General features: G+C 60.3%; 28 protein-coding genes. 14 read left to right on the top strand and 14 right to left on the bottom strand.

What is annotated here, in order from left to right; all coding sequences use genetic code 11:
• Positions 1-14: 14 nt before the first annotated feature.
• Positions 15-998 (bottom strand): hypothetical protein, encoded by a 984-nt coding sequence (locus RL_RS14905; protein ID WP_011652404.1) that lies wholly within the window; start codon positions 996-998, stop codon positions 15-17.
• 347 nt (positions 999-1345) lie between these two features.
• Here RL_RS14905 and RL_RS14895 point away from each other — a divergent pair, with 347 nt between their 5' ends.
• Together RL_RS14895 and RL_RS14890 are read left to right on the top strand one after the other, a co-directional pair.
• Complete coding sequence (locus RL_RS14895; RefSeq protein ID WP_032992458.1) at positions 1346-2176, top strand: response regulator; 831 nt, start codon at positions 1346-1348, stop codon at positions 2174-2176.
• Positions 2177-2362: 186 nt separating this feature from the next.
• Positions 2363-3694, top strand: a complete 1332-nt coding sequence (locus RL_RS14890; protein WP_011652402.1) for a diguanylate cyclase — start codon at positions 2363-2365, stop codon at positions 3692-3694.
• A 163-nt stretch (positions 3695-3857) separates the two neighbouring features.
• On the opposite strand, the gene RL_RS14885 is transcribed toward RL_RS14890, so the two are convergent.
• The 7 genes from RL_RS14885 to RL_RS14855 all read right to left on the bottom strand — a co-directional run bounded on the left by RL_RS14885 (position 3858) and on the right by RL_RS14855 (position 12493).
• Positions 3858-4877: a GlxA family transcriptional regulator gene (locus RL_RS14885; RefSeq protein ID WP_003540607.1), complete on the bottom strand. Its 1020-nt coding sequence runs from the start codon at positions 4875-4877 to the stop codon at positions 3858-3860.
• A gap of 294 nt (positions 4878-5171) precedes the next feature.
• Positions 5172-5372 carry a hypothetical protein gene (locus RL_RS14880; RefSeq protein ID WP_028741119.1) on the bottom strand — a complete coding sequence of 67 codons (201 nt, stop codon included), beginning with the start codon at positions 5370-5372 and terminating at the stop codon, positions 5172-5174.
• Positions 5373-5701: 329 nt separating this feature from the next.
• Positions 5702-6349: a MarC family protein gene (locus tag RL_RS14875; protein WP_011652400.1), complete on the bottom strand. Its 648-nt coding sequence runs from the start codon at positions 6347-6349 to the stop codon at positions 5702-5704.
• Between the two features lie 109 nt (positions 6350-6458).
• Entirely contained in the window at positions 6459-6860 is a 402-nt protein-coding gene (locus RL_RS14870) for a hypothetical protein (RefSeq protein WP_011652399.1), read from the bottom strand.
• A gap of 48 nt (positions 6861-6908) precedes the next feature.
• Positions 6909-9065: a mechanosensitive ion channel family protein gene (locus RL_RS14865; RefSeq protein ID WP_011652398.1), complete on the bottom strand. Its 2157-nt coding sequence runs from the start codon at positions 9063-9065 to the stop codon at positions 6909-6911.
• 48 nt (positions 9066-9113) lie between these two features.
• The gene (locus RL_RS14860) at positions 9114-10373 is read right to left on the bottom strand and encodes an alpha/beta hydrolase (protein WP_122330879.1); all 1260 of its coding nucleotides are present in this window, start codon (positions 10371-10373) and stop codon (positions 9114-9116) included.
• Positions 10374-10672: 299 nt separating this feature from the next.
• Positions 10673-12493 carry an adenylate cyclase gene (locus RL_RS14855; protein WP_011652396.1) on the bottom strand — a complete coding sequence of 607 codons (1821 nt, stop codon included), beginning with the start codon at positions 12491-12493 and terminating at the stop codon, positions 10673-10675.
• A gap of 145 nt (positions 12494-12638) precedes the next feature.
• On the opposite strand from RL_RS14855, the gene RL_RS14850 reads away from it, so the two are divergent.
• The 4 genes from RL_RS14850 (at position 12639) to RL_RS14835 (ending at position 15455) form a co-directional block, all read left to right on the top strand.
• Positions 12639-12896: a hypothetical protein gene (locus RL_RS14850; RefSeq protein WP_011652395.1), complete on the top strand. Its 258-nt coding sequence runs from the start codon at positions 12639-12641 to the stop codon at positions 12894-12896.
• Between the two features lie 151 nt (positions 12897-13047).
• Positions 13048-14154: an HlyD family secretion protein gene (locus RL_RS14845; RefSeq protein ID WP_011652394.1), complete on the top strand. Its 1107-nt coding sequence runs from the start codon at positions 13048-13050 to the stop codon at positions 14152-14154.
• A complete protein-coding gene (locus RL_RS14840; RefSeq protein ID WP_011652393.1) occupies positions 14144-15172 on the top strand; it encodes a DUF2955 domain-containing protein in 1029 nt (342 codons plus the stop codon). The genes RL_RS14845 and RL_RS14840 overlap by 11 nt, the downstream gene beginning before the upstream one ends.
• Positions 15173-15200: 28 nt before the next feature.
• Positions 15201-15455 carry a hypothetical protein gene (locus RL_RS14835; RefSeq protein ID WP_011652392.1) on the top strand — a complete coding sequence of 85 codons (255 nt, stop codon included), beginning with the start codon at positions 15201-15203 and terminating at the stop codon, positions 15453-15455.
• A gap of 71 nt (positions 15456-15526) precedes the next feature.
• Here the strand turns inward: RL_RS14835 and RL_RS14830 are convergent, their stop codons facing one another.
• The 5 genes from RL_RS14830 to RL_RS14810 all read right to left on the bottom strand — a co-directional run bounded on the left by RL_RS14830 (position 15527) and on the right by RL_RS14810 (position 19906).
• Entirely contained in the window at positions 15527-16054 is a 528-nt protein-coding gene (locus tag RL_RS14830; RefSeq protein WP_011652391.1) for a CYTH domain-containing protein, read from the bottom strand.
• A gap of 178 nt (positions 16055-16232) precedes the next feature.
• A complete protein-coding gene (locus tag RL_RS14825) occupies positions 16233-16565 on the bottom strand; it encodes a hypothetical protein (protein ID WP_028741122.1) in 333 nt (110 codons plus the stop codon).
• Between the two features lie 107 nt (positions 16566-16672).
• Positions 16673-17518: a polyphosphate kinase 2 gene (gene ppk2, locus RL_RS14820; protein ID WP_011652390.1), complete on the bottom strand. Its 846-nt coding sequence runs from the start codon at positions 17516-17518 to the stop codon at positions 16673-16675.
• A gap of 6 nt (positions 17519-17524) precedes the next feature.
• Entirely contained in the window at positions 17525-19243 is a 1719-nt protein-coding gene (locus RL_RS14815) for a SulP family inorganic anion transporter (RefSeq protein WP_011652389.1), read from the bottom strand.
• Between the two features lie 198 nt (positions 19244-19441).
• Entirely contained in the window at positions 19442-19906 is a 465-nt protein-coding gene (locus RL_RS14810; protein ID WP_003540585.1) for a hypothetical protein, read from the bottom strand.
• Positions 19907-20356: 450 nt separating this feature from the next.
• Between RL_RS14810 and RL_RS14805 the strand changes: the two genes are divergently transcribed.
• The 7 genes from RL_RS14805 (at position 20357) to RL_RS14770 (ending at position 24821) form a co-directional block, all read left to right on the top strand.
• A complete protein-coding gene (locus tag RL_RS14805; RefSeq protein WP_011652387.1) occupies positions 20357-21763 on the top strand; it encodes a DUF3300 domain-containing protein in 1407 nt (468 codons plus the stop codon).
• A gap of 20 nt (positions 21764-21783) precedes the next feature.
• The gene (locus tag RL_RS14800) at positions 21784-22740 is read left to right on the top strand and encodes a DUF2950 domain-containing protein (protein ID WP_011652386.1); all 957 of its coding nucleotides are present in this window, start codon (positions 21784-21786) and stop codon (positions 22738-22740) included.
• Positions 22741-22821: 81 nt separating this feature from the next.
• Positions 22822-23055, top strand: a complete 234-nt coding sequence (locus RL_RS14795) for a DUF2171 domain-containing protein (protein WP_003540582.1) — start codon at positions 22822-22824, stop codon at positions 23053-23055.
• Positions 23056-23170: 115 nt separating this feature from the next.
• The gene (locus tag RL_RS14790; protein ID WP_028741125.1) at positions 23171-23380 is read left to right on the top strand and encodes a DUF2945 domain-containing protein; all 210 of its coding nucleotides are present in this window, start codon (positions 23171-23173) and stop codon (positions 23378-23380) included.
• Positions 23381-23418: 38 nt separating this feature from the next.
• Positions 23419-23604: a DUF3008 family protein gene (locus tag RL_RS14785; protein ID WP_003560205.1), complete on the top strand. Its 186-nt coding sequence runs from the start codon at positions 23419-23421 to the stop codon at positions 23602-23604.
• A 265-nt stretch (positions 23605-23869) separates the two neighbouring features.
• A complete protein-coding gene (greA, locus tag RL_RS14775) occupies positions 23870-24352 on the top strand; it encodes a transcription elongation factor GreA (RefSeq protein ID WP_011652385.1) in 483 nt (160 codons plus the stop codon).
• 109 nt (positions 24353-24461) lie between these two features.
• Positions 24462-24821, top strand: coding sequence for a hypothetical protein (locus RL_RS14770; RefSeq protein ID WP_028741126.1), 360 nt, complete (start codon positions 24462-24464; stop codon positions 24819-24821).
• Between the two features lie 48 nt (positions 24822-24869).
• On the opposite strand, the gene RL_RS14765 is transcribed toward RL_RS14770, so the two are convergent.
• Positions 24870-25763, bottom strand: a complete 894-nt coding sequence (locus RL_RS14765) for a LysR family transcriptional regulator ArgP (RefSeq protein WP_011652383.1) — start codon at positions 25761-25763, stop codon at positions 24870-24872.
• Between the two features lie 100 nt (positions 25764-25863).
• On the opposite strand from RL_RS14765, the gene RL_RS14760 reads away from it, so the two are divergent.
• Complete coding sequence (locus RL_RS14760) at positions 25864-26472, top strand: LysE/ArgO family amino acid transporter (protein WP_011652382.1); 609 nt, start codon at positions 25864-25866, stop codon at positions 26470-26472.

Here is a 26472-nt window from a genome sequence, read left to right as displayed (position 1 = left end):
GCTTGGGATTGCGGTTAGGCATTGATTGAGCGCTGGGCATCCCACCATCTGAGCACCCGCGTCGCCCGGAGCGTCACCCACCGCGAGGGCTTGCCTTGCCCGTCATCGAGCTTGAACCACACCCGCCCGGCAGGGCTGTCGTCGAGCGGCCAACTGCCGTCCTGCAAGCGCCGGGAACGAAGGTGGTCGATTGCCTCGCCGAGGCGCGGATCGGGATTGGCGCCGGTCAGGATCGCGCTGGCGCGGAAATAATCGAGGGCGCGCAAAATGTCGTAGCGCCACCGGTTCGGATGCAGGAGGCGAAGGAAGCGTTCGTCGGCCGGCTCGCCGGTGCCAAGGCGGCGGAAGAGGCTGCGGGCCAGCAGAAACTCCTCGCCCGTCCTGCACGCCTCTCGAGACCGATGCGTGCCGCCGGTCGATCTCTGGTATTCCAGCAAACCTTCCAGCACATTGATGGTGCTGGCGAAAGACGAGCGGACGGAGCCATTGATCCGCTCGCAGTTCCAGCCGCCGTCGTCGAGACGCTCGCCGGCCAGCCTGTCGACGATGGGCGAGACGTCGACGCCGAAATAGGCCCCGTCGGCAACGGTGCGGCCGTTGATGCACTCCTCGACTTCGCCCTCCCAATAGGGCTGGCCGCCTTCTTCCCAACGGGCGTTGGCGCCGATCAATTTGACGGTGCGCTTGGCGCAGCCGCAAGCGGGATCGAGACCGAACTCCCGCAATTGCGACAGCGAGAAGGTCGTGGCTGTCCACGGCTGGCCATGCTCCTTCCACTCTCGCGGGTCGAAACCGGCGGGCAGGAAGGCGCCGCCTGCCCATTGCCCGTCCGCATCCTGGCAGGAGAGCAGCCTGGCGCCCCAGCCCTCGGTCTCGACTTTGGCCCGCTCAGTCATCCACTCCCGCTCCGGAGCATCGAGCAGGTCGCGCATCACCTGCCATCGGATCGACGGGTCGGAGTCGAGAAGCCATGCGATCACCGGGTCGGATTGGAGCATGGGCGAACCTGTCGGCGGGTCGGGGTCGATGGCTCGTTTATAATCGCTTCGGCCGAGCGGTGCCAGCCGGGTGGGCTCGTCGGCCGCCGGATTGCGCCAAGGAAGGCACGAAGCTGAACATCAAAACCTCGGTTCGACCTATAATGCGACGGTTGTCGGCAAACGCCTTTTCGATGCCGAGAATGCGACGCTTCGCGCCCGATTTCTTAATCATATCCGCAAAGAAGTCGGAGGCGGCCCGATCGGGCCGCCTCTTCATTTATATCCAGGCGCGTCGATTAATAATTACTCAAATCAATTGATGTATCAGTTTGATCCGGGGACAGATTTTACATCAAAGGTTTGCTATGGCGTTTCTAGGTATTTCGGGGATGCAATATTCCGGGGAAATGTTTGCCGGTGCGCGTATTATTGTCGCGGAAGATTCCAACGTATTCACTTCGATGATCAGCAAACGCCTGAAGGAGCTGTTCGACATCGATGTCGAGATCTGCCGCAACTTCGAGGATCTGCAGGTTTCCTACGACAAGTCTTCCGATCCGATCACGCTGGCGATCTCGAACATCAACCTGCCCGGCGCCGAAAACGGCGAAGCGCTCGAATATCTGGTCGATCTCTCCATTCCGACCATCGTCTTCACCGGCACCTTCCATGAAAACATGCGCGACAAGCTGATGGCCAAGGATATCGTCGACTATATCCTCAAGGACAATATCTTCGCCGTCGACCTGCTGGCGGAATCGATCTGCCGCTTCCTCACCAATCATCGCCACCACGTGCTGATCGTCGACGATAGCGCGACTGCGCGCGCCCTGCTGTCGAGCCGGCTGAAGCGCTACAATTTCCGTGTCAGCGTCGCCGAGAGCGGCGGCAAGGCGCTGGAAATCCTGAAGGCCAACCGCGATATCGGCCTTGTCATCACCGACTACAATATGCCCGACATCGACGGCTTCGAGCTGACGCGGCGCATCCGCGCCAATATCGGCTCGCACGAGCTGCGCATCATCGGCGTTTCCTCCTCTTCGAACCGGCTGCTTTCGGCACGATTCCTGAAGGCCGGCGGCAATGATTTCATGCTGCGTCCCTTCATCGACGAAGAGTTCTACTGCCGCGTCAACCAGAACCTCGATACGCTGCTGCAGATTCAATCGATGCGTAAGGAGCGGGCGGTTGCCTGACGGCCCTTCCAGTATCGGTATTCCCAGGGGGCCGGATATCACGCTCGGGGACAGTCGTCGAATTTCTGCAATTACAGGTAATGTCGCCGTTATTTGTCCCCTTCACGCGCACACGCCTCTCGGTTATCGTTCCCGCCGGGGAAAGGGCCGAGTCGAGCCCATCGGACGCATCGGGGAGTAGGAGCTGTGGCTTTTCAAGCGGATTTCCAGCGAGATGGCATCGGGCTGCGCTCCGGCGGGCTCAAGATACTTCTGGTTGAAGATTCCCGGATGTTTTCCGCCGTTCTCTGTCACCGGTTCCAAACGGAGCTCGGCCTTGCCGTCAAATCCTGCCCGTCTCTCAAGGCACTTCGCAAGGAACTTGCCGATGACGGTCACGGCTACACCATGGCCGTCGTCGATCTCAACCTGCCGGATTCGCCCTATGGTGAAGCGCTCGACTGCACGATCGAGCACGACATCCCGGCGATCGTCTTCACCGCGACATTCGATCTCAACACGCGCAACAAGATTATGGAGCGCAACGTCATCGATTACGTGCTGAAGGACAATGAATTCGCGCTCGACAATCTGGTCGCCACCGTCCGGCGGGCGATCTCCAACCGCAAGACGCGGGTGCTCGTCGTCGACGATGTCGTCTCGGCGCGCCAAGTGCTCGTCGACCTGCTGAAGGCACAGCAATATCTCGTCGTCGAGGCAAATTCGGGGCTCGAGGCGCTGGCGGCGCTCGAGGCCTACAGCGATATCGAACTCGTCGTCACCGACCACCATATGCCTGATATGAGCGGCTATGAGCTGACGCGGCGCATCCGCCATCGCTTCGGTTCGGACAGGCTGCGTGTCATCGGCGTTTCCTCCTCCAACGACCGCATGCTTTCGGCGAGTTTCCTCAAGGCCGGCGCCAGCGATTTCGTTTACCGGCCCTTCGTTGCCGAGGAGCTGCAATGCCGCATCGCCAACAACGCTGAAACGCTTGCGCAGATGCGGCAGCTGAGGGCGGCGGCGGCCTGCGACTACCTGACCGGTCTCTATAACCGCCGCTATTTCTACGACAACGGCCCGAAGCTGGTCAACGAGTGCCTGCGGCTGAAGGTGCCGAGTTCCGTCGCCATTCTCGATATCGACCATTTCAAACGGCTGAACGACACCTATGGCCACGAGATCGGCGACAAGGTGCTGAAGGCTGTCGCAAACAGGCTGTTTACGATCTTCGAGGGCAGCGACAATCTTCTGTCGCGGCTCGGGGGCGAGGAATTCGCCATCCTCTTTCCGCAGATGGATTCGGCAGCTGCTACCAAGCTCTGCGACGAGATCCGCTCGGACATTTCGCGACTGAAGGTCACGGCCGACGACGAGGAACTCGGCGTTACGATTTCGATCGGCATTGCCGAGATCGCCGGTTACGAAACCTTCGAGAACTACCTCAACGCCGCCGACCAGTTTCTCTACATGGCCAAGCACAGGGGCCGCAACCAGGTCTATTCCGACGCCAAGATGACGGAAGAAGCGGCGCAATAGCGCCTTCCGAGGCCAAGCCGCCGCCCTTTATCTCAGGCGGCGACGATCTTTTCGCGTCAGGCGAGGTCAGCTTTTTACTGTCTCAGGCGGCGGCCCGCCTTATTGTCTCAAGCGGCGACGGCCCGCCTTATTGTCTCAAGCGGCGACGGCCCGTCTTATTGTCTCAAGCGGCGACGGCCTGGCGAGCGGTCGCCATGGTCATCTTGCGCTCGGCGCGCTCCTGCTGCGGCGAGCGATGGTAGAGTTCGCGATAACACTTGGAGAAATGCGAGGCCGAGACGAAGCCGCAGGCGACGGCGACCTCGACGACCGGCATCGAGGACTGCACCAGAAGATGGCGCGCACGGTCGAGGCGGATTTCCAGATAGTAGCGGGCCGGTGAGCGGCCCATCTCCTGGCGGAACAGCCGTTCGATCTGGCGGCGCGAGAGGCCGGCGCCATCGGCGATCTCGATCAGCGACAGCGGCTCGGCGAGATTGCCTTCCATCAGCTCGATAATCGAAAGCACCTTGGCGTTCTGCACGCCGAGGCGGGCGCGCAGCGGCAGACGCTGGCGGTCGTGCGGGTTGCGCACGCGGTCGGTCAGGTGCTGCTCGCAGATGCGGTTGACAAGGCTTTCGCCAAAGTCCTCGCCGACAAGGTTCAGCATCATGTCGAGCGAGGCGGTGCCGCCGGCGCAGGTATAGAGATTGCCGTCGATCTCATAGAGGTCGGCATAGACCTCCGCCTGCGGGAAGGCTTCCGAAAAGCCCGGCAGGTTTTCCCAGTGGATGGCGCAGCGCTTGCCGTTCAGGAGGCCGGCCTGGGCAAGCACATGCGCGCCCGTACAGAGGCTGCCGACGGCGACACCGCGATTGTAGCATTCACGCAGCCAGGCATTGACCGACTTGTTGTTGAACTGCTCGACATCGATGCCGGAACAGACGAGCACCATGCCCGGCCGGTTTTCGCCGCCGAGATGACGGCGCTCCTCGGCAAGCGAGGAGTTTGCCTCGACGCCGATGCCGCAGGAGGAATAGACCTTTTCTCCATCGACGGAGGTCAGCCGCCAGGTATAGGCCTGATAGCCGAGCATGCGATTGGCGATGCGCAAGGTGTCCACGGCCGCCGAAAAGGGCAGCATGGTGAATTGCGGTACCATAAAGAAGACTACTGAACGCTTCTTGATCTGCATCCTGTTCATAGCGAAATCCATGCTCGAGGGGCGATGACACATTCGTTGCGCGGAATGCGTCGCGCCGATGTCCTGAAAGCGACACTGGCATGGAAAAATGCGGCCGGGAAGAGCAAATATGCGACATCGCCCGCGATTTGGCCGGTCAAATCGTCGGAATGGCCGCGGGCAGGGAAAAGACAGGCTGATAGGCGACTGAAATTCAATGTTGAAAATGGCTTAGGAATGGACGGTCAGGCCACGAAAAAGGCGGCGTTGCACGAGGCAGGCGCCGCCCTTATCTTGGGAGGAATGTCGCATTCATTACATGGTCCGGTGTTTGTTGTCGTCCGTGCTCGGCCAGCCGATGTCCTTGCGAATGTCGAAGGGCATGGCTTCGATTTCGCGGGCCGTCTGCCAGCGCGTCCAGGCGAGCACGAGCTTACGGGCATAATGTGCCAGATCGAAGCGGCTTTCGCCGGAGGTGAGGGACTTACCACCACCGCGATAGGTGAGCGTGGTCATTTTCCGGTTCCTTTCTTGGGTCAGGGGCATGGTCGTCAATGGGAGGTTCGTCCATGTCCATGATTCTAATATGGGCTTTGAAAACTCATCATTCAAACGAATAGAACTTATGGATAACATCAGAGATATTGAATGATCGCGGCGCGCCCGGCGGTCGGTGGCGACACCATTGTCGTCTGTTCCCGACCTTAATCCCCGGGCTTTCCGCGCAGGGGGACAGCAAATCCGCAGCTGAGCATGATGCCGAAAACCGAGCGGCTTTCGGCTCTATTGTATGATTTAAATCCGGGTTCAGATTTTTAGGCCGACCGGCCGCAAATCATCCGCATCTAATGCGCAGCGGTCGGGGTGATGATGCCAAGACTGCCAAGCCCGCTGACGATCAGTTGGACTGCGACTGCGGTCAGCAGAATGCCGAAGACGACCTCCGAGACGATCAGACTGGCAGGCTTCATGCGCTTGGCGAGCGCGTCGATGTTGGTGAACACTAGATAGTCCAACGCGCCGACGATCAGGATCAGGCCGATGACGAGTATCGCGCTGGCAATCGAGACGACTTCGCCGGAGGCGATGATGACGACGGTGATGCCGACAGGATTGAGCAGGTAAGGGACCGCAAGCGGAAAGACGGCGATCTTTTCTGGATCGACGGGAAGCCCCGTTTCATCATGCGGCTTCTCTGTTGGTCCTGATGCCATCTTGATCGCGATAAGCGCGAGGATGATACCGCCGGCGACGGCGACTGCGCCACCCGTGATATGGAGAAGCCGCATTAGCAAAGCGCCGGTGGCAAAAAGGATCAAGGCTGTGACTACTGCGACCAAAACCATCTGGCGGCCGATGCGCGCCTTGGTTTCGGTATCGAAGGCATGGGTCTTCTCCAGAAACGGCACCAGGGCGATCTTCGGCCCCAGGCCGACCAGAAGCAGCAGGAGAAGTTTTCCGACGAGTGCGGCATCGATGACTGTGAAATCCATGGAACGTACCTTCTAAAATTTGTGACCTGGAATTCGAGGTCCTCCCCACTCATGGGAGGGCGGGCGACGAAGCGAACCAAGCGAGCTGGCAGTTTTTCTGCCCGGTCGCTCACAGCGGGCACACGTCCCAGAAGCCCGTCGTCTTGGCGGGCGAGGTGTAGTACCAGCATTGACCGGATTGCGGCGGCGTGCCTGCCAAGGACACGGCGGCAGCTCCGGCGACGAAGCCGATGGCAGCACCCGCGGCGATTGCCGTACCCGGGCGCCAGTAGCGGCGAGGGGTGACGACGACGACGCCGCGCCGGACAGGCGGGCGAACGACGGGGCGGGTGCTTCCGACTGCAGCGCATCCCCGCGGTCCGCAGGCCGCGGCACCGCAGCCTCTCGGGCCGCATGCCGCCACGCCACGACGGGCGGCTTCGGCCGTTACGGGAACGAGGACCGGCACGCAGACCGTCATCAGAACGGCAAGTGTCGCAAGCATCTGCGTAGGGATGACCAGGATCTTCATTCATTTCTCCATTGCTCACGTGTGTCGTTCATTTCGAAAATGCCGCCCTCAGGCCGGGTTTGCGACGGCGGCCGCGTTGTGTGCTGCGAGCGTCTGCTGGGCAGCGGCGGCAACAGCGTCGTCCTTGCCGCCCGAGACCTGGACTGTGGGCACAGCGAGCTTGATGCCGTTTTCGTGGAATGCCTCATGGATCATCCGCAAGGCCCGCCGCTTCAGCGTGAACTGCTGGCCGGGAAGCGTCATGACCTTCATCCGCAGGAGCAGACCGGAATCGCCAAGACTATCGATCCCCTGCATCTTCAGCGGCTCGAGCGTCGTCGGTTTGAACTCAGGGTCCTCGAACAGTTCCTGGCCAATCTTCTTGATGATCTTGCGGGCTTTCTCGATGTCGGAATCGTAGGTGACGGTGATCGTCATTTTCTCGATCACCCAGTCGCGGCTCATGTTCTGGACCGCGCCGAGCTCGCTGAAGGGGACGATGTAGACCGCGCCGCGGTGGTGCCTGAGCTTGACCGATCGCAAGCTGAAGGATTCAACGGTGCCCTTGTAGCTGCCGCTCTGGATATATTCGCCTATCCTGAAAGCGTCGTCGAGCAGGTAGAACATCCCGCTGATGACGTCCTTGACCACCGTCTGCGCGCCGAAGCCGATTGCGACACCGACCACGCCGGCGCCGGCGATCAACGGGCCGATTTCTACCCCCAGTGATGACAGCGCCATCATGATCGCGATGGCGACGAACAGGATCATCAGGAAATTGCGAAGGATCGGCAGCAGGGTTCTGAGGCGCGTGCGCCGCCGCTCCCGTTCGCTGCCGACTTCGAGGACGGTCTCGGTGTCGTCGAGCTTGCGATCGATGAGGACCTTCACGACGCTCCAGGCGAGATCGACGATCAGGAGAATGATCCCGGCGCTGAGGAGGCCGCGCACGAGGCGCAGAAGTGGCGAATCCTGCATCGTCATTTGTGTGAGCCGGACCTCCAGGGCGTCCGCAAGCAGGACGATGGCTCCGACGATCAGCGCCGCCCTGATGCCGCGCTCCACAATCACCGACACGACGGTGCCTCTCTTGTGGCCGTCCCCTTCGTCCTCAGAAGAACGCAGGATATTGTCGACAGACGCCTTGGTGAGGGCGATGGCACCTGGCAATGCCGCGCAGATCACCGCAATCCAGAACAGCTTCATGGCTCCCATCACCCACAGCAGCCAGACGCTCGCGAAGTAAACCGTCCAGAGCCAGTTCCGCGCTCGCAGGCCGATGCGGGTGGTCTGGCCGGCCGTCAATCCGGACGGACGTCTCCAGACGGCTTCGATACCGATGATGAGGAGCACGAGGCCGAGGGCATAGGCCACGAGTTGCCGTGCCGGGACGGAAAAGCCGAGGGTGCCGAGCAGGCGAATGGTCACCCAGCCGAAGGCAAACCAGCCGACAAGATAGCCCAGGCGTTTCGCCCAGTGACCGGCGGCATCCTTTGCGATCGGTACGACACGAAAACGGCCCTCTTCCTCGGCCTGTGGTGCCAACAACACGTCGAAAAGAGCGCTCGCCAGACGGAAGACGACGATCGCGAAGAGGTAGCCGACGACGATCTCTCTGATAGCCGGCGGCCATTGGAACAGCAGGAAGAAGCCGATACTGCCGAGGCCGAAGGACAGGACGTAACAGGCAGCCCAAAGAAGCCTCGCAGCCAGTGCAATCACTCTTTCTAGAACCGTCTCATAGGGCGCGCGTGTCATCCATGAGCGCCAGCCGGCGCTGATCCACCAGAATAGCCATTGCGCGGCCAGCCCAACGGCGACGAAGGCAGCGACCAGGAAGATCGGCCGCGTCCCGCCATTCGCCCGGATGTCCCGTTCGAGCACGGCCCCGCCTCGCATCGTCTCCAGGGGAAAGGACTGGATGGCGCCGAGAAGACTTGAGGCATGGGCACGGAATCGCATCGTGAATTCCGAGAATGAAGGGTCTGCGTTCCGGGTTTCCAAGGGCGGTTCCGCCGCGGTCTTGGCTGCTTCCGACTGCTGCTGCAGGAAGCGTTGGACGTCAGGATCCGAGAACATGCCGATAAAGCGCTGGACGCTTTCCGGCTGTGGGCTCGCTGGCGTCACGCTCTGCGCCACAGCAATCGAGGCACTAAGGAGAACGGAAGCCACGGCTGCCCCCGTGAAAAGCGGTCTAAATATGCGGATCTTGAAAAGTAATAGCATCGTCTATCCTGATCTCGATGAACCTATTTCGTCTGCCGGATCCTTCCGTCATTGCCTGCACGACTCTTTCGATCGGCCCGCGGCAGTGCATTCGGATGCTCGCGGCTGTGTGCCCACGGGACCTGTGAGGCCGCTGACATGGCCGGCGTAATTGTCTCTGGTGTCGGCATCGACGACGGCGACCGGGGCGGCGAGGATCAGGCCGGCCGCGCTACCTGCTGCGGCGGCTGTACTCGTCGTCGCGGCAAGGATGTGATCCCCGAGCCCGACCTTGCTGTCGGTCAGTGTCTGGCCGTCGGAAATCCGCGCCCCAATCAGTTGAACGACCTCGGGCGATTCCGCGAACTTTCCGTGGTTCAGCTTGTCGCCCGCCTTGACCTTGGTGAGGTCGATCACCGTGATCTGGCTATCGGCCAGCTCCTTCTTGAAGGGAGATGCCTCGGGATCGATGGCGCCGAGTCTGGCGACGTCGCCCCATACCCTGCGGGATACCGCGAGCGCACGGTCGTCTCGTGAAACGAACAAGGTGAACTTCGGATGCTTCTTGCCCATGTCGACGATCTGTTGGCGGAAGACGTCGACATCCACGTCGGGCGAGGCCAGCATCACGTTCTCGAACTTGGCGGGGAGGTGGCCGTTGCGGATCGCCATCTGGCGAAGCGCTTCCAGCGCCAGCCAGTTCCCCATGGAATGCGCAAGGATCGAGACTTCCTTCACCTCTGGATCCCTCGCGAGATACTGGAAGAGCGTTTCCAATGCGTTGCGCGTGTAGTTGGTGCTCTCCCTGTCATAGCCATATGCGAGCAGACTGCCGCGCGACGGCCATGTCACCAGCACCGGCGCACTATGGACGCCGGAATCCTTGACGATCTGGGCGAAGCGATAGACGGAGTCTTCGAAACGGTTGTTGAAGCCGTGGATGAACACGAGCACGCTGCGGTCGTGGCTCCTCTTGACTGAGGCGCTCAGCCACTTCTTGGCGTCGTCGCGCGTGATCTCCTCGGCTTTCAAGGTTGCAAAGTCGGTGGCCGGGTTGGATGGAAGCCTTCTCGGCCAGGCGACTTCGCCGACCTTGCGGACGTTCGCAGGCGGAATGGATACGGTGATGTCGGCAAAGGCCGGGGCGAGTGCGCGCTCGCCTGTGAACATCTCGCCTTGGATCGTGGAGCGGCTGCGCGTCGTGGCTACGAGCATGTCGACCTTGGTGGCGTTCGGCGCGCTATCGGCAACCGGGATGAGGACGTTCTTCGGATGGCCTCCGCATCCGGCCAATGCGCAGAGCAACAGCAGAGCCGAGATCCATTTCAAGACCAGAGCAATACCTGGTTTCTCCGAGCCACGGAAATGCTCTGTCTTTTTGTTTTCACGCAATTCCGGCCGCAAAACCGCTGCGCATTTTTGCTGGAACTGCGCTAGGGAAGGGCTTGGTTGAATTCGGCCGTCAAGACATTTTGCTGTGCTCACTAGCGTTCCTCATAGCCCTGTCAAGTTTGTACGGGCCTCGACGCAGCACGCCGCGGCGGTCGAAGTCGGCACCGAGGTCAGACTATGCGAAGATGAGATGGCGTGCCCGTATGATCGGGTATGTTACGGTCGGGGAGACAGCATCAGCGAGGTTGCAGGTCGGAGGTGGTGGCAGTCGACGCAATTGCGTCGGGATCAGGTACCGTCATCCCCGCCTTGCGAAGTCCTTCGATCAGGCGGTCGCGATCTTCGGGCTGCATGTTGCGCATTGCAAGTTCCGTGACGATGTTTGGCAGGAAGTCGGGTCGCATGCTGACGAACACCTGTCCTTCCCGGCGGGCGTCGTCCATCATGCCAGCCTCTGCGTAGATGACGGCGGCGACAACATGGAAGAGAGGGAACTTTTGCATGTTCGCCTGCCTGATCTCCAGCACGGCAGTGTGGTTGTCGCGGAGCATATAGGCGGCCAGGGCTCGCGTTCCGTGGTAGAAGCCGCCGCTGCCTGGATTGAGGGCGATGGCCTGGTCCAGCAGGCTTGCTCCACGTTGCCACTGGCCAGCGATCGCAAGCCGGGTTCCGAACTCGCCCATCAGTTCGGTGTCATTAGGATTGGTGGCGAGCGCCTGCTCGCCCACACGAAGCGATTCAGCGAGCTGCCTGTCGAAGAACAACGCCGTCATCAGCGCTTGGAGCCCGCGCGTATTGTTTGGATCGATCTGGGTTGCGCGCCTGGCGGCATCGTGTGCACGCTGTATTGCTGTATCCTGGCCTGGTGTCGGATTGAACTTGTACCGGTCCTCATCGAGATAGACGATCGACAGCATTGCCCAGGCGGTCGCGTAGTTCGGAAACCGCGCGAGCGCGGCCTCGAGGCAATCTCGGACGCGCGCATGCGCTTCGGCGCTCAGTTCCGAACGATAGGCATAGAAGCGCAAAGTGCACTCATACGCGCCGAGGTCATCCGGCGGCGGACTGGCGGAGTCGATCTGTGCCATGACTCCGTAGGGTTGGGCGATGGCGGTCGCGACCTTTCTGGCGACATCCGTCTGGATCGCAAACAGGTCCCCCGATGCGAGATCATTGTCATAATTCTCCGACCAGAGGATCTCGCCGTCCGACGTATCAAGCAATCTGGCCGTCACGCGAAGGCGCTTTCCCGACATCCGGACACCGCCGGCAAGGAGATAGCGTGCGCCGAATTCGGCCCGGATCTTCGATGCGCCCACATCCGCGGGGAGTGACTTGGACGTTTCGCGACCGAAGACCTTGATCTCCTTGAACCGTGGCAGGATGGTCATCAGCTCCTCGGTCAGGCCGGCGGTGTAGAGCTGCGCCTCTGGCCCTTCGCCGAGATTGGCAAAGGGGGCGACCACGAGGGCCGGGCGATCGGGCATTAGATTTCCGGCGCGTTCGAGCGACGGAGCGGTAGATCGTGCGCCGATCCAATATAGCGAAATAGCCACTGCAGCGAGCGCAGCAGCACCCGGCCACAAGACCCTTCTTGCGCGCCACCAGCGTCCGGAACGGACCTCAGAGGCCGATGTTTCGCCAGCGTCTTCGCCTCCAATGTCGACTAAAGCCGCACAGGACCAGGTGAAGGTTGGAACATATCCGCCTTTGGGAATGTCGATCCTGACCGGATCTTGCTGCCCGGCGACGAGATAATAACGCTCGAGCGACCGCCGCAGCCGTCCGGCCTCGATCCTGACCACCGGATCGTCCTGGGTGAAGCCGGGATCCCGGCCGAACACCTCGATTGCGATCGAATAGGCTTTGATCCGGTTGCCCCGGCCCTCGAGGGTTTCCGAGACGACATAGCGGAGAAACGTGGCGGCGCGACCGACGCCTGGAAATTCAGGGCTGGAGACGACACGTTCCAGCTGCTCCCTGATCTCGTCGGCTTGAGGCGCCAGCCCTGAAGAAATGAGCGCTGCAGACCCCTCTGCTGGTATCCACGTCTGCATGTCTGCCCCAATCCCCCCGTTGAGTCACATCACTGCCAGACCGTATGTTACGGTAACATACTCCACGAACTGATCGTCGTCCACGAAGATTGAGCCGGGCACACGTTACAGAGGCAGCGTTCCAAATGCCGTTAAGGAGTGGACCATGGACGAAGGCGTGACCGCAGTCCGTCGGCAGTTTCCAGCCAGGATCAAGGCGATCGACGATCTTTCTGCCCGCAGTGAGGATTTTCGGGAAATCTGCAGGGACTTTGCCGACGCCCAATCGGCGCTGCAGAAATGGAACGTCTCGACCGATCTGAAACGCGACGAGCGCGTCGTCGAATACCAGGAACTCATCGCCGAACTCTCCAAGGAGATAGAGGGCGCGCTTGACGCCTCGGTACCGCCAACCGCTCGCTGATGCGTGCGACCAGGCCGGCGGCAAGCCATCGCAAGGCGTATGTTACGGTTACCTACTTGCGTTCCATCGCCCGGTAACGACCATCGCGACAAATGTCCGGCGCTGAAACTTTGCGCTTCCACGAAACGAAACGCCTCCGAAGGATATTGCCGTGGTTTCCGAAAACTTGGACGAGCCAGCCATTTCCCCAACGCCTCGGAATCCCCTCCGCAGGATAGCACTCATTATCGTCCTTTTGGCGCTCGCCCTGTTCGTTTTCTCCATCTTCATGGAGCGGCGCACGCCGTCGACCTCGCAGGCTCAAGTCCAAGCCTATATCGTGGGCATCGCGCCCGAAGTCACCGGCCGGGTGGTGGAAGTCGGCGTCACCGACAACTCGCGCGTCGAGGCCGACCAGCTTCTCTTTCGTATCGATCCCGAGCGCTACGAACTCGCGGTCAGCGAGGCCGAGGCGAGCCTTGCAAGTGTCGGCCAGTCGATGGGCGCGTCAACGGCTGCTGTCGATGCGGCGCAGGCAAAGCTCGTAACGGCCCAGGTCGATCGCGACAATCTTCGCGAACAAGCTGCGCGCGCCGCAGAGCTGGAAAAGAGGGGCGTGTATTCCAAAGCGCGGGCTGATTCAACCAGATCGGCTTTCGGTCAGTCAGAGGCGGCCGTCATCGGTGCTGAGGCTGAGTTGGCCAAGGCCAAGGAGCAGCTCGGGCCGAGCGGAAATGACAATCCGCAGCTCCGGGCAGCTCTGGCAGCGCTCGAAAAGGCACGACTCGATCTGGTGCGGACCACCGTTCAGGCACCTTCGGCCGGGGTCGTGACCAACCTCCAACTTACAATCGGTAAGGTCGTGTCGGCTGGACAGTCAGCCATGACCTTTATTGATGTCGGAACGATCTGGATCACAGCCGCCTTCAAGGAGAACAGCCTCGAGAAGGTGGCAGTCGGCAACCGGGCGGAAGTCCTTTTCGACGCGCTTCCCGGCCGGTTGTTTCCGGCGCAAGTCGAGAGCGTTGGTTTCGGCGTATCGCAAGGCAGCACGGACCCGAACACCGGATTGCCGACGATCCGGAGCGATAGCGGCTGGGTCCAGGAGCCGCAGCGGTTTCCGGTCCGGCTCATCATCGAGGAGGCGCAGAGGCCCAAGGGCGGCGTACGCTACGGATCGCAGGCGACCGTCGTCATCTACACCGGCGACAACCCGGTCACCAATGCCTGGGGATCGCTCTGGATCCGCATCATGTCGGTGCTGACCTATGTCCGCTGAGAGGAGCCCCGCGGTCGAGGAGCAAAAACGCAAGGGGCTGCGGGTTGCGTTCGCGGTCTCGATCGGCTTCACGCTCGCAGTCTATGCGGGGGCCATCGTGCCCTTCCTGGGTCCGCTCTTTGCCGCCCAGTTTCTGCTCGGAAGTTCGCGGCCCATGCCGCTCGGCAAGACCATCGGCGCGGCGATGGTCATGCTGATCGCCGGGATCGCGATGATGGTTCTGACCGACGTCCTCGGCGAGCGTCCCGCACCCTTCCTTCTCATCCTGGGGCTGACCTATTTCGCGTGCTTCGCCGCACAGTCGACGGGAAAGGGAGGACCGGCCGTCTTTCTCGTGCTCGTCGTCGCGATTATCGTGCCTCTGCTCGGCATCCTCAACAAGGAACTCGCCAACTCCATCCTGTCCATCCTGGTCACCGGGGTGTTGTCGGGCACGGTTCTGATGTGGTTTGCCCATGCGGTCTTTCCCGAGCCGTTCTCCCAACAGATCGAGGCGGCGCCGATCGAGGAGCGGCCGCCGGCCTTGGGTCGGGCACTGGCCAACACGGTCATCCTTCTGGGCTCCGTCGTGATCTGCCTGACGAGCGACAACCTGACCGCTGCGGCGGTCATTCCGATCACCGTTGCATCGCTGCTTGGGCAGCTCGACGTTGCCGCAAGCGCGAGGGCGGCGATCGGGCTCGTGCTCATCAACCTGTTCGGTGGCGTGCTCGCCTCCGTTGCCTATGCCGCGCTATCGCTGCGCCCCAATCTTTTCTCGATCTTCCTCATCGTTCTCGTCGTCGTCCTCCTCATCGGAGGGCGCGCGGCTGCTCGCTCGAAGGACGCCCCGGTTTTTGCCGGCGCCCTGACAACCTTCCTGATCCTGTTCGGCCTCGGGGTCTCGCCTCTGCCCGGCAGCGCCGCAGAATCCTTCGCCACCCGCATCGTCTATGTCGCAGCAGCCTTGATCTACGCGCTGCTGTTTGCCGTCATCCTGTGGCCGCGGACGGGGGAAACGAAGAGGATATCGGCATGACTCAGGCGTTCTCTGAGAGCACCTTATCTTGAAGACGTCGGCTGCCTTGAGTTCCGCGATGTTCTTGGCGTTAGCCGCTTCGGCGGCTTCAGTTGACGCCACTGAGAGAACAGAAGACTTCTTCAATGTCCGCAAGCACTGCGAACTCGCCCATCTGTGGAAGGATCCGCCCGATCCCAATGGCTTCAGCGAATGCATGAAAGAAAGGCGCTATCGCCTCAATTTCTCGCCGACCTGCCAGACCGGGAGCCGCAGGGCGCAGTGCTACGACCTGCAGCGCTGACTCCGATGCGTTAGCTTCAGGTCTTTGCTTTCAACCCGGCATGGAGGAACTGCCGCCCGTTACCAAGGCACTCATTGTTCCCTCCTTTGGGAAGGCTGCCCATCAGGTTGCAGCCTGGATACATTCCGGCTGCGGTAGTCGTTGCGTTGCACGAGCATTGCGAGCGTACGATTGGAAAATGCGGCATTTCCGGTCACTTCCGGGCCGAGCCACGGCGGGCGGGGAGGTTGGTCGCTTTCGTCGGCAAGCTCGATTTCTGCGACAACCAATCCGTCGTGGACGCCACTGTAGACGTCCACCTCCCAAAGGCAGCCACGATGCGTCACCTCATAGCGGGTCTTCTCCACCACACTTGTTGCAAAGGCGATCATTTCGAGGGCATCGGCATAGGGAATCTCATATTCGAACTCCTCGCGGCGCAGGCGCCCGGTCCGGAGTTTAACGGTGAGGACGGCGTGTGCCTTATCGATGATCCTAACCCGTACGAAGCGGTTTTTCCTCGCCAGCAGGTAGCCCTGGCAGAATGCGCCGCCTTTGGAAGCGTGGTCCCGCCAACTATCGTTTACGACGAGATATTTTCGCTCAATCTCTGCGGTCATCTTTGCCTCCTTTGTCGTTCCGAATCACGACGAACCTCAATGACGGTGCTTGACGGACTTCTCGACCAGGTCCTGTTGTCCGAACGTTAAAATTGAGTATGCAGGTGCAGCCTCCCTCCTGCCGGATCGGGTCGTCGATTGCTGCATGGGGATCCATGACACCCGGAAGGGAAGGTTGCTAGGGCTTTAGGTCGCGAGCTTGTCCCGACGCCCTGAGCTCTTTAAGTGTTTTACCCAAGCAACTTCCGCCGATTGATTCACCCAACGCTTTAGCTGTACCGCTGACCGATATCGTTCCGGCAAGCTTGCTCGGGTTGATGTAGGTGGCCATACCATCAGCATCCAATCTCGTGAAATAGAAGGCTTGGTGCAGGCCTTTATATTCGCAGGTTATGACCATCGGAAATTGTTCGAACGGCTCGCCCGCCTGCGCTTGCGAAACGGATATGCCGGCCAAGGGAAGAATGCAGGCAATAGCGACAGACAGCACACGGATCGATGGATGGATCATCACACACTCCTGTTGATTGATAACATCACCGCGCCGGACAGCCGCTGCTGTTCCGGGCGCGGGCCTTCCTCCTGAAATTGCGGCGGCGTCCCCCCCCGCGGCTTCAATTATTGCATCTGCTCTGCGACCACATCCGGCACAAAACGCCGGATGCTTTTGTCTTCGACATAGGCAGCGGGCCGCTTTTGACGTTTCCCAAGATCCGGTGCGTTGAACTTCATCGTTTCGTACGGAATCGACTTCAGGATGTGCGAGATGCAGTTGATGCGCGCGCGCTTCTTGTCGTCTGACGGCACGATCCACCATGGAGCGTGCTGGCGGTCCGTCGCCCGGATCATCTCGTCGTAAGCAACCGTGTAGTCCCACCACCGTTGGTACGACTCGACATCCATCGGGCTGAGTTTCCACTGCCGCAGCGGATCGTCGATCCGCCGTCTGAAGCGCCGATCCTGTTCCTCCTCGCCGACCGTCAGGAAGTACTTCAGCAGAGTGATGCCGCTTTCGACGATCGAGGCCTCGAAACCGGGAGCCAGCTCGAGAAAGCGCCGGGCCTTTTTCTCGGAGCAGAATCCCATCACCCGGTCGACGCCGGGGCGATTGTACCAACTGCGATCGAATATGACGATTTCGCCCGCGGCGGGCATATGCGCGATGTAGCGTTGCATATACATTTGCGTCTTTTCGCGATCGGTCGGAGCCGGCAACGCGATGACGCGAAAGACCCGTGGACTGACGCGCTCGGTAATTCGCTTGATCATCCCGCCTTTGCCGGCAGCATCCCGACCCTCGAAGATGATCACGATGCGAGCGCCGGATTTCTTCACCCAGGCCTGCAGATGCGCGAGCTCGACCTGAAGCTTTACGATTTCCTTGTCGTACTTCCAGGACTTCTTGCCTTTCTTTTCGTCTACTTCTGTGTCGTCGTCCTGCCGTTTGTTCATCACTTCCTCCATGTCCCTTCACTGATGACCTCCGGCCAAAGGCCGGTCGCTTTCTTCCCCCAGGCGCGCGGCGCGCAGCGCGTCCTCCGTGTCGTCAAAGAACTTTCCTGCTCCGATGCCGTCGACGACGCCGGCGCGCGCCAGCAGCTCCGTGACCTCGGCGTTCAGGTGAGCGACGCCGAAAGCGATGCCCCGCCCGGAGAGGTTTGCCTGCACGGCATCGAGTGCTGCGGCTCCGGTGCTGTCGATATGCGCAATGGCGCTGGCGTCGAGGATGAACCAGCGTGTTTCGGCCGGCAGGCCGTCAGCGATGGCGCGAAGCCGGATGCTGATATAATCGGCGTTGTAAAACAGCAGATTGCCCTGGACGAGACATATGGCGATGCCTGGAATGCCCCGGGCCTCCGGAAACCGCTGCATGTCGTAGAAGCCATCGCGTCCGGCAATGCGGCCGAGAAGCGTGTCTTTCGGAAACATCGTCTTGCGCAGGAGATAGATCAGGGTTGCGGCAATCGCGACGATGACGCCGTTCAGCACGCCGAAGCTGATGGCTCCGAACATGGCGATCAGGGCAAAGACGAACTCCATGCGGCTGATGTGCCATATCTTTCTCAACTCGCTGACGTCGATCAGGCTGATTGCGGCTGCCGCCAGGATCGCCGCCAGGGCAGGGATCGGCAGGATGCGCAGGGCGTCATTCAAGAACAGTAGCGCCGCCATCAGGGTCACGGCGGAAACGAGACCGGCTGCTTGCGATCTGCCGCCGACTGCAAGATTGATCGCTGTACGCGAGTCGGACACGGCGATGGGAAATGAACCAAACAGACCGGGGGCGATGTTCGCCGCGCCCAGCCCGATAAGTTCCCGGTTGGCGTCGACCTCCTCGCCGGAGCGCGCCCCGAAGCTTCGTGCGGCGACGATACTCGAACCAAAACTGATCAGAAAGACGGCTGCCGACCCAAGCACGATCCTGTCCATGGGCATTTGAGAGAATGCATCGAGGGAGAATGACGGCAGCCCGGTGGGGAGATCGCCAACGACGCGGATGCCTGCGGCTTCAAAGTTGAAGATGGCGGAGAGAATGACGGAAACGACGACAACGACGACGGGTCCTGGTACAGGCAGCCGCGTGGCTTTCACGATCCACAACAGTGCGAACATGGCGAGCCCGAACAGCAATGTCGGCCAATGGATCAAGGCACTCTTGCGAATGATCTCGGCAATCGGCGGCAGGAGACCGTCGGACTCGATACGCACCCCGGTAAAGCGGCCGATCTGCCCGACAAGAATGGAGATGGATACGCCGGCAAAGAAGCCGACTAGAATCGGGCGGGATAGAAAGCTTGCGAGGACGCCCAGCCGCAGCAGCCGTGCTGCAAAATAGAAGGCTCCGACGCCGAGCGCCAGGGCAGAGGCGATTGCAACCGGATCGGCTGATGTGCCGGCAGGTTGCGCGGCGATGACAGTTCCTATGACCGCCGCGAGAACCGCCATGGTCCCGGCGTCCGGCCCGACCACCAATAGCCGCGACGGCCCGAACAGAGCGTAGGCAACGGGCGCGACGATACTCGCATATATCCCGGTTTCCGGGGGGAGGCCGGCGATGGCGGGATAAGCGATCGCACTCGGCAGGCCGACAGCTGCAATCGACAGCCCCGCAGGAATATCGCTTCGCAGCCAGTCCGCGCGAAATCCCTCCAGACCCCTGAATATCGGCATATGAAAACTTTGAAGCATGCCACCCCCCCGGAAATTCATTCATCTGCCGAAGCGAACCCAGGCTACCAGTGGGTAGCCTCCGATCGCTCCAGACTGGGCGCAGATTGGGCTTTGACGAAGATGGTCTTGCCAAGCAGCATCAGCCGAAGGGTTGACCGCGGGCGCTGATGCGCCGACCTAACCCATGGCTGACGAACCGCATAGTTGCGTAGCGGCCTAGCCGACTGGTGCCTCCCAGTTCAGGAAGAAGCCGATGTCGCCCGGCATGCCGCCCGGAAAACTGATGACCATTGCTTTCAGCTTGTAGCCGTGAGGCCGGGCCACTTCGACGAAAAGATCATATATTTCCTTGGCTTTTCCTTGAAGCGTCGTCGGCCACTCTGGCCGGGCACTGTTGATCGCGCGGCCGCTATCCGTGCAGAAGCTCGACGGAAAGCTATAGACCATGGCCTCGGATTTGCCGTCGGCGGCTGCCTTCATGACGACGCGCCTGATAATGTCACGTTCCTTGTCGCCGACGTGTTTGCGGAAGAAGTCATCGACGAACTCCGCGTGTTTTTTTGCTTCACGCGCTTTGACTTTGTCATCACGCTGCATTTCTACCAGCTGCAGTTCCAGAGCTTTCTGTCTCAATTCTTCCGCGCTAAGCATCTGAGGATTTGACTTTTCACTTTCAGCCATGACGTTACCTCCCAGTGGTCGAAGGCCAAGACCGAGAACTACAGCATCGATAAGTTAAACTAGACAGTATGATACTGTAGGTTCTGGTAACCTACGGCTTGGCCGATATTTTAGCCGTCAACCGCGCCCTCGCGGTGACTGATAATTGGCGTGCCATGTCGCCTTCAAGGGAGGCAGTGGTCCATGCCCTTGACTTCGTGATCAAGCGGCCTGCAGTCGATTTTAGCCAGCGCGCTGAACTCCGCTTTTGTAAGCGTGTTACTGTAACATACGTCCCAGATCAGCCCCGCGACTACGCTTGGAGCTGTCTTTGCTATAGATATGGAGCAAAAGACGGCTTGGCCGATGTTTAGCTATCAATCCTCCTCCACTCGGAGGAGGATGCGGCACGAGCGAAGATACAATAGTCGACAGCCTACACACTATGTCTGACCGCAAGGAGGATTTGAGATGGCTAGACCTCACGCATTGTTACTCGCCACGGGCCTGTTCCTGCCTTTTGCAGGCTTCCCGTTTTCGCCACATCCGACGCCGATCGCCGCCGCGCAGGAGCCGACCGCTTCCAGTCCCGCCGCGGCGACGGAAGACGACGCGCCGGCGCCGCTGAGTGAGGACGAACTCGAGATCCTGGTGGCGCGGATTGCACTTTATCCGGACGAACTGGTCGCGCTCGTCACATCGGCGTCGCTCTATCCGCTGCAGGTCGTGGAAGCAGCCCGGTTTCTCGAAACCTTGAAGAAGCAGCCCGAACTCAAGCCGAAGACGACGTGGGACGGCAGCATCGTATCGCTGCTGAACTATCCCCAGATCGTCACGATGATGAGCGAGGATCTGGACTGGACGCAGTCGCTCGGAGAGGCGCTCTCCGTCCAGCAGAAGGACGTTCTGATCGCCATACAGCAACTGCGCGACAAAGCGGTCGCCGACGGCATCATCAAGACTGACGACAAGATCAAGGTCAGCCAGGAGAACGACAACGTCGTGATCGTCTCCGCCAGTCCTGACAAGATCTACGTTCCGCAGTATGCGCCGGAGATGTTGTATGAACCAAACTATGCGGCTGAGCCTATCGGCTACTATTCAGAGCCGTATCCGAACTACTACTATCCGACCGCCACCTTTTTTGCGGGCGTGGTGACAGGAGCGGTTTGGGCTGCTGCGGTCGACTGGAACGGTTGGGGCGTATGGGGCGGGCGCTGGAACGGCAACGTCGATATCGACTGCAACAATTGCCTCAACAACATCAACGGCAAAGTGAATATCAACGACGTCGACTGGAAGAATGTCGACCGCAGCAAGATCGGGTTCGACGGCGCGCAGTTCAACAATATCGATCGCAACTCCTTCCGGAGCAGTATCGAGGCGAATGCCGGCAACAGGGTCGGAGCTAGAGGCAACGACCGTGCGAACACGATCCGCAACCAGCCGGGCAAAATCAGCGTCAACGATGTCCGCAAGAGCAAGATCGATGCGGACAGGATCAATGCTTCCCGCAACAAGGCAGGCAACACGGGAGCGGCACCTGGCGGCGGGAAGGCAGCGCAGGCCGCGCAGAACCGCAGGCCCGACGCGAGGACGACGAACAGAGCTGGCGAAAAGGCAAGGTCCGGGGGCAACGCCAAACGTCCGGTCGCAAAGGCGAAGCCAGCGGCCCGGGTCGACAACCGGCCCAGAAAGCCTTCAGCCCTCGGTCAGGTCGACAGCGGCAGGCGCGCGCAGATGCAGTCCAACCGCGGCAGACAGGCCATGGCCGGGAGCAATCGCGGCGGCGGTAGAGAAATGCGCGGCGGTGGCGGCGGCCGCGCTGGCGGTGGCGGTGGCCGCGGTGGCGGTGGCCGCGGCGGCGGTCGTCGGTGACCGAAAGAAGGAGGAAAGTCATGACCAAATCAGTCAGAAACATGCTTCTGGGTTCTGTGTTCGCTCTTGCGGCTCTCGCCACCAATCCGGTTCCGACATCTGCGGCAGAGCCATCCGATGCGACCGTCATCTCGGGCTTCGCTTCGCAGAGCGATCCCCCGGTATTCGAGACGCCGGAACAAGCCGTCGACGCCTTCAAGGCGGCCTTGTCGGCTGATGATTTCGACAAGTTCGCGGCGCTGCTGGGAATTGATGCGGCGAAAGCGAAGGCAGGCGAAGGAGTGATGGACACCTACGCACAGATCCGGGACGGCACGAAGAAGAAGATCGTCGTGAAGGACGTCGATGGCCGCAAGATCATCGAGATCGGCGACAAATTATGGCCTCTGCCATTTCCGATCGCGAAGGGCGACGATGGCAAATGGGCCTTCGACACCTATGCCGGGTTCGAGGAGATCATCAATCGTCGCGTCGGCGAGAACGAATTGCAGACCATCGACACGATGCGGGCCTATGTCGATGCCCAAAGGGAATATGCTTCCGCCGACCGCGACGGTGACGGCGTCCTGGAATATGCCCAGAAACTAATCAGCAGCGACGGCAAAACCGATGGTCTCTACTGGTCGCCTGATCCGGGCGAAGGTGATAGCCCGGCGGGCAATGCCCTCGAAGACGATGCGGCACTTGATAAGGCGAAGGCCGGCGAGGGCTATTACGGCTATCGCTACAGGATTATCGACAGCCAGGGGCCGAACATCGCCGGCGGAAAGTTCGATTATGTGATCAACGGCAACATGATCGCAGGATTCGCAATGATCGCCTGGCCGATCCGATATGGCGAAACCGGCATGCACACCTTCGCAGTGAACGCGAACGGCACCGTCTACCAGGCCGATCTCGGCCGGCAGACCGAAAAAATAGCTGATGGCATCAGGACCTTCAACCCGGATGACAACTGGGACGTGACTGCTGATTGAACACCGTCGCTCGTGTTTGGAACCAAGTCCGCTCCACGTTGTTGCCGCTTCGTATCTGACAATGATGCAAAGGAGGAAACGATGATTTCCGCAGAGCAGATCCGTGAACATATGGAAGTTCGGGCTGCCGACGGCACCCATGTCGGCACAGTCGATCATCTCGATGGCACCACCCGCATCAAGCTGACAAAGATGGATTCGGAGGACGGCAAGCACCACTTGATCCCGATCGATTGGGTCGATCACGTCGACGCACACGTCCATCTGTCGAAGAACGCCAGGGATGTCCGGATGCAGTGGGCTACCATCAACTGACAGCCGGTCGGCTGCGGCTTGCGGGCCGCAGCCTCCTTGGAACAGGATGATCAGAGCATCATGTCGTCCGAAAACCGCTTACCCTTTCGGTATGATGCTCTTAAGGGCGCCCGCCATGTCGAAGCAATTAAAGAGGGGCGATGAGGTAAGTTGGAATACCAGCCAGGGAAAGACCGAGGGTAGGGTGGTCAAGAAGCAGAGCAGTCCGACGACGATCAAAGGCCACAGCGTGAAGGCATCGAAGGCCGAGCCGCAATATATCGTCGAAAGCGACAAATCTGGAAAGCGCGCGGCACACAAGCCTGACGAACTCAAGAAGCTTTGACGTCGGCGGCCGTTCTGTTCGAGCAAAAGGAGATCGATATGCCAGCCAAGTCCAAGGCCCAGCAGAAGGCGGCAGGCGCCGCACTTTCGGCCAAGCGTGGCGAGACGCCGAAGAGCGAACTCAAGGGCGCCTCGAAACAGATGGTCGAATCCATGAGCGAGAAACAGCTTGAGGAATTTGCCTCAACCAAGAGGAAAGGCAAACCTCAGCACGTCTCGAAATGAGAGTGTCGAACCGCCGGCAGAGCGGGTTCAGCATTACCGAAAGGTCGGGGATATTGCCGTTCGAGGCGCGGACGACAAGCGCTACTTTCTGTTTGCAGCGCAGGACGTTCCCAACGCTGCCAGGCTACCTGGGCATAACCGGAAAAGCGGCTGTCGTTGAGACCAGATTGGCTGTTCGTCTGTAGTCGGTGTATGAGTCCGACAAAGGTCTGGGGCAATTGTCCGTCTGCTACAAGACCGCATCGCGCTAAAACGGAGTTCGAGATTGGCCGTCGCTTTCACCAAGGAAGAGAGTTTTGAAACCGCTTCGGAAACCCTGCTGCCCGATCGTCCGATTTCGCCGCATCCGAACCTAGTCACGGAAGCGGGATTGAAGGCTCTGGAATTACAGTTCCAGCAGGCTCGCGAGGCCTATGATGCTGCGAGCCCCATCGAAGATGTGAACGAACGGCGGCGGCAGGCGGCCAATCCCTTGCGGGATCTCCGCTATTTAGCCGCAAGACTTCGCACCGCACAGCTGATGCCTGCCGCTACGTCAATCGATACCGTCGCCTTCGGCAGCACGGTGACTTTCCGTCGCGACGACGGGCGTGTGCAGACCTATCGCATCGTCGGAGAGGACGAGGCCGATCCGAAGGCCGGCTCCATTTCCTATGTCTCCCCGGTGGCGCGGCTCCTGATGGGCAAGGCTGTCGGCGATGCGGTGGAAACGGGCGGCCAGGAACTGGAGATCATCGCCATCGCATAGGATAGCACTATTCGCGTGGCCCGCTCATTAATTTGGTACTAGTCGGTACGTTATTTATCGAACCTTTACCATCCGTGGCTAGAACGATGACATTCCATCATCGAAAGTCATGCTCATGGTCAGCGCAATTTCCAGTTCTGCATCCACCATTTTGAGTTCAGCCGCTTCAACCTCGTCTTCCAGTTCGTCGGACCAACTTGCCTCTCTCGAGGCGCAGCTTGCCGAAAAGCAGGCAGCCCTGTCGGAAACACAGGACGAGCAAGAGAAGGCCACAATCGAAAAATCTATCGATACGCTGGAAGCGAAGATCGCCAAGCTCGAAGCGAGCGAGAGCAGCCAAACTCAGGCGTCTGCTGCATCGAAGCCTGCCGGTGAGGCTCCTAAAGAACTTTCCGGCGAAAGCGAGCGTATCGGCACGACGAATTTTGACGAGACCAGCGAGTTCGGCAGCCGCACGGCTTACGTCTAATAAGCGCGACCCGTTCATCGGGATGATGCTGCATTTTTGAGTGATGCATCAAAGGCGGAGCTTGGCCACGGTGACGACTTCGCGCGTCAGATCCGCCAGGCGGTCGGCGGCGAGGCGATTTATCTGCCAGTAGAGCGGGACATCGAGCGGCGTATCGGGCACCAGCTCGACCAGCCGTCCGGATGCGAGGTGCTCGCGGGTCAGCTGTGTCGGGTTCATTCCCCAGCACATGCCTGAAAGGCTGGCCTCGACGAAGCTCTGCGGCGAAGGCAGCCAGTGGGTGGGATAATCGAGATCGCGTCCGAATGTTCGGCTGATCCAGCTGCTCTGCAGCCTGTCCTTTTGATTGAAGGTCAGCGCCGGAGCGTTGCGGATCGCCTCTGATGTCACGCCCTGCGGAAAATAGCGCGCGACGAAGTCGGGGGTTGCCGTTGCATGGTAACGCAGAACGCCGAGGGCAAAACGCCGGCATCCTCGGACCGGTTTTTCCAGGCTGGTGACGGCGGCGATCACTCGTCCGCGCTGGAGCCATTCGGCGGTATGGTCCTGGTCGTCGACGGCGACGTTCAGCAGATAGGAAGAGCTTTTGGCAAAATTCGACATGGCTTCGACGAACCATGTTCCGAGGCTGTCGGCGTTCGTCGCGATTTGAAGCGTGACCCTTTGCCGTGGTTCGTCGGGATCGACGAGGGCGGGCAGCTGCCCGAAGAGTTCTGCTTCGAGCATGCCGACATTCTCCATATGGCGGCAGAGCCATTCTCCCTTTTCCGTCGCCGTGCACGGCGTGCCTCTGACGATGAGGACGACGCCGAGACGCTCTTCGAGCTGCTTGACGCGCTGCGAAATGGCCGAAGGGGTCACGTTCAAGGCGGTCGCAGCTCTTTCGAAGCTGCCTGCCTGGACAATGGTTGCGACGGCGCGAAGAGCGGGATAGTCGAGCATGGATTAGTTTCACTTAATCTAGGTAAGCTGGATTAACTAGCCTAACTCTCGGAATAACGATAGCGCAACCTCACCGAAATGAGGGGCGTTGGCCGAAGAGATGAATTTTTCGATCTATGGAACCGGCCTGATGATGGGCCTCAGCCTGATCGTCGCCATCGGCGCGCAGAACGCCTTCATTCTCCGTCAGGGCTTACGCAACGAACATGTCTTTGCCGTCTGCCTCGCATGCGCGGTATCGGATGCCGCGCTGATCGTGCTTGGCGTAACCAGCCTGCAGCAAATCGCCAGGTTCATGCCCTGGCTCGATCCCGTCATGCGCTACGGCGGAGCCGTATTTTTGATCTGGTACGGGGCAAGAAGCCTCTATTCCGCCTTGCGGTCGTCCGCCGCTCTCACGGCCGCGGAAGCCAAACCATCGAGCTTTCGGCAGACGCTGGCCACCTGCCTCGCACTCACCTGGCTCAATCCGCATGTTTATCTCGACACCGTGGTGCTGCTCGGCACGATATCGACACGATATCCGGGAGAGCAGGCTTCTTTTGCGGCAGGGGCGGTGACGGGGTCCTTCCTGTTCTTCTTTTCGCTCGGTTATGGCGCGAAGCGGCTGCGGCCGATCTTCTCGAAACCCTCATCCTGGCGCATGCTGGAAACGCTCGTCGCTTTCACGATGTGGATCATAGCGTTCAAGCTGCTGGGCGGGTTGTGA

This window comes from Rhizobium johnstonii 3841 (assembly GCF_000009265.1).
In the GTDB taxonomy this organism is placed as follows: Bacteria; Pseudomonadota; Alphaproteobacteria; order Rhizobiales; family Rhizobiaceae; genus Rhizobium; species Rhizobium acaciae.
The sequence above is the reverse complement of the archived record's forward strand: the minus strand, read 5'-3'. Positions and strand labels throughout refer to the sequence as shown.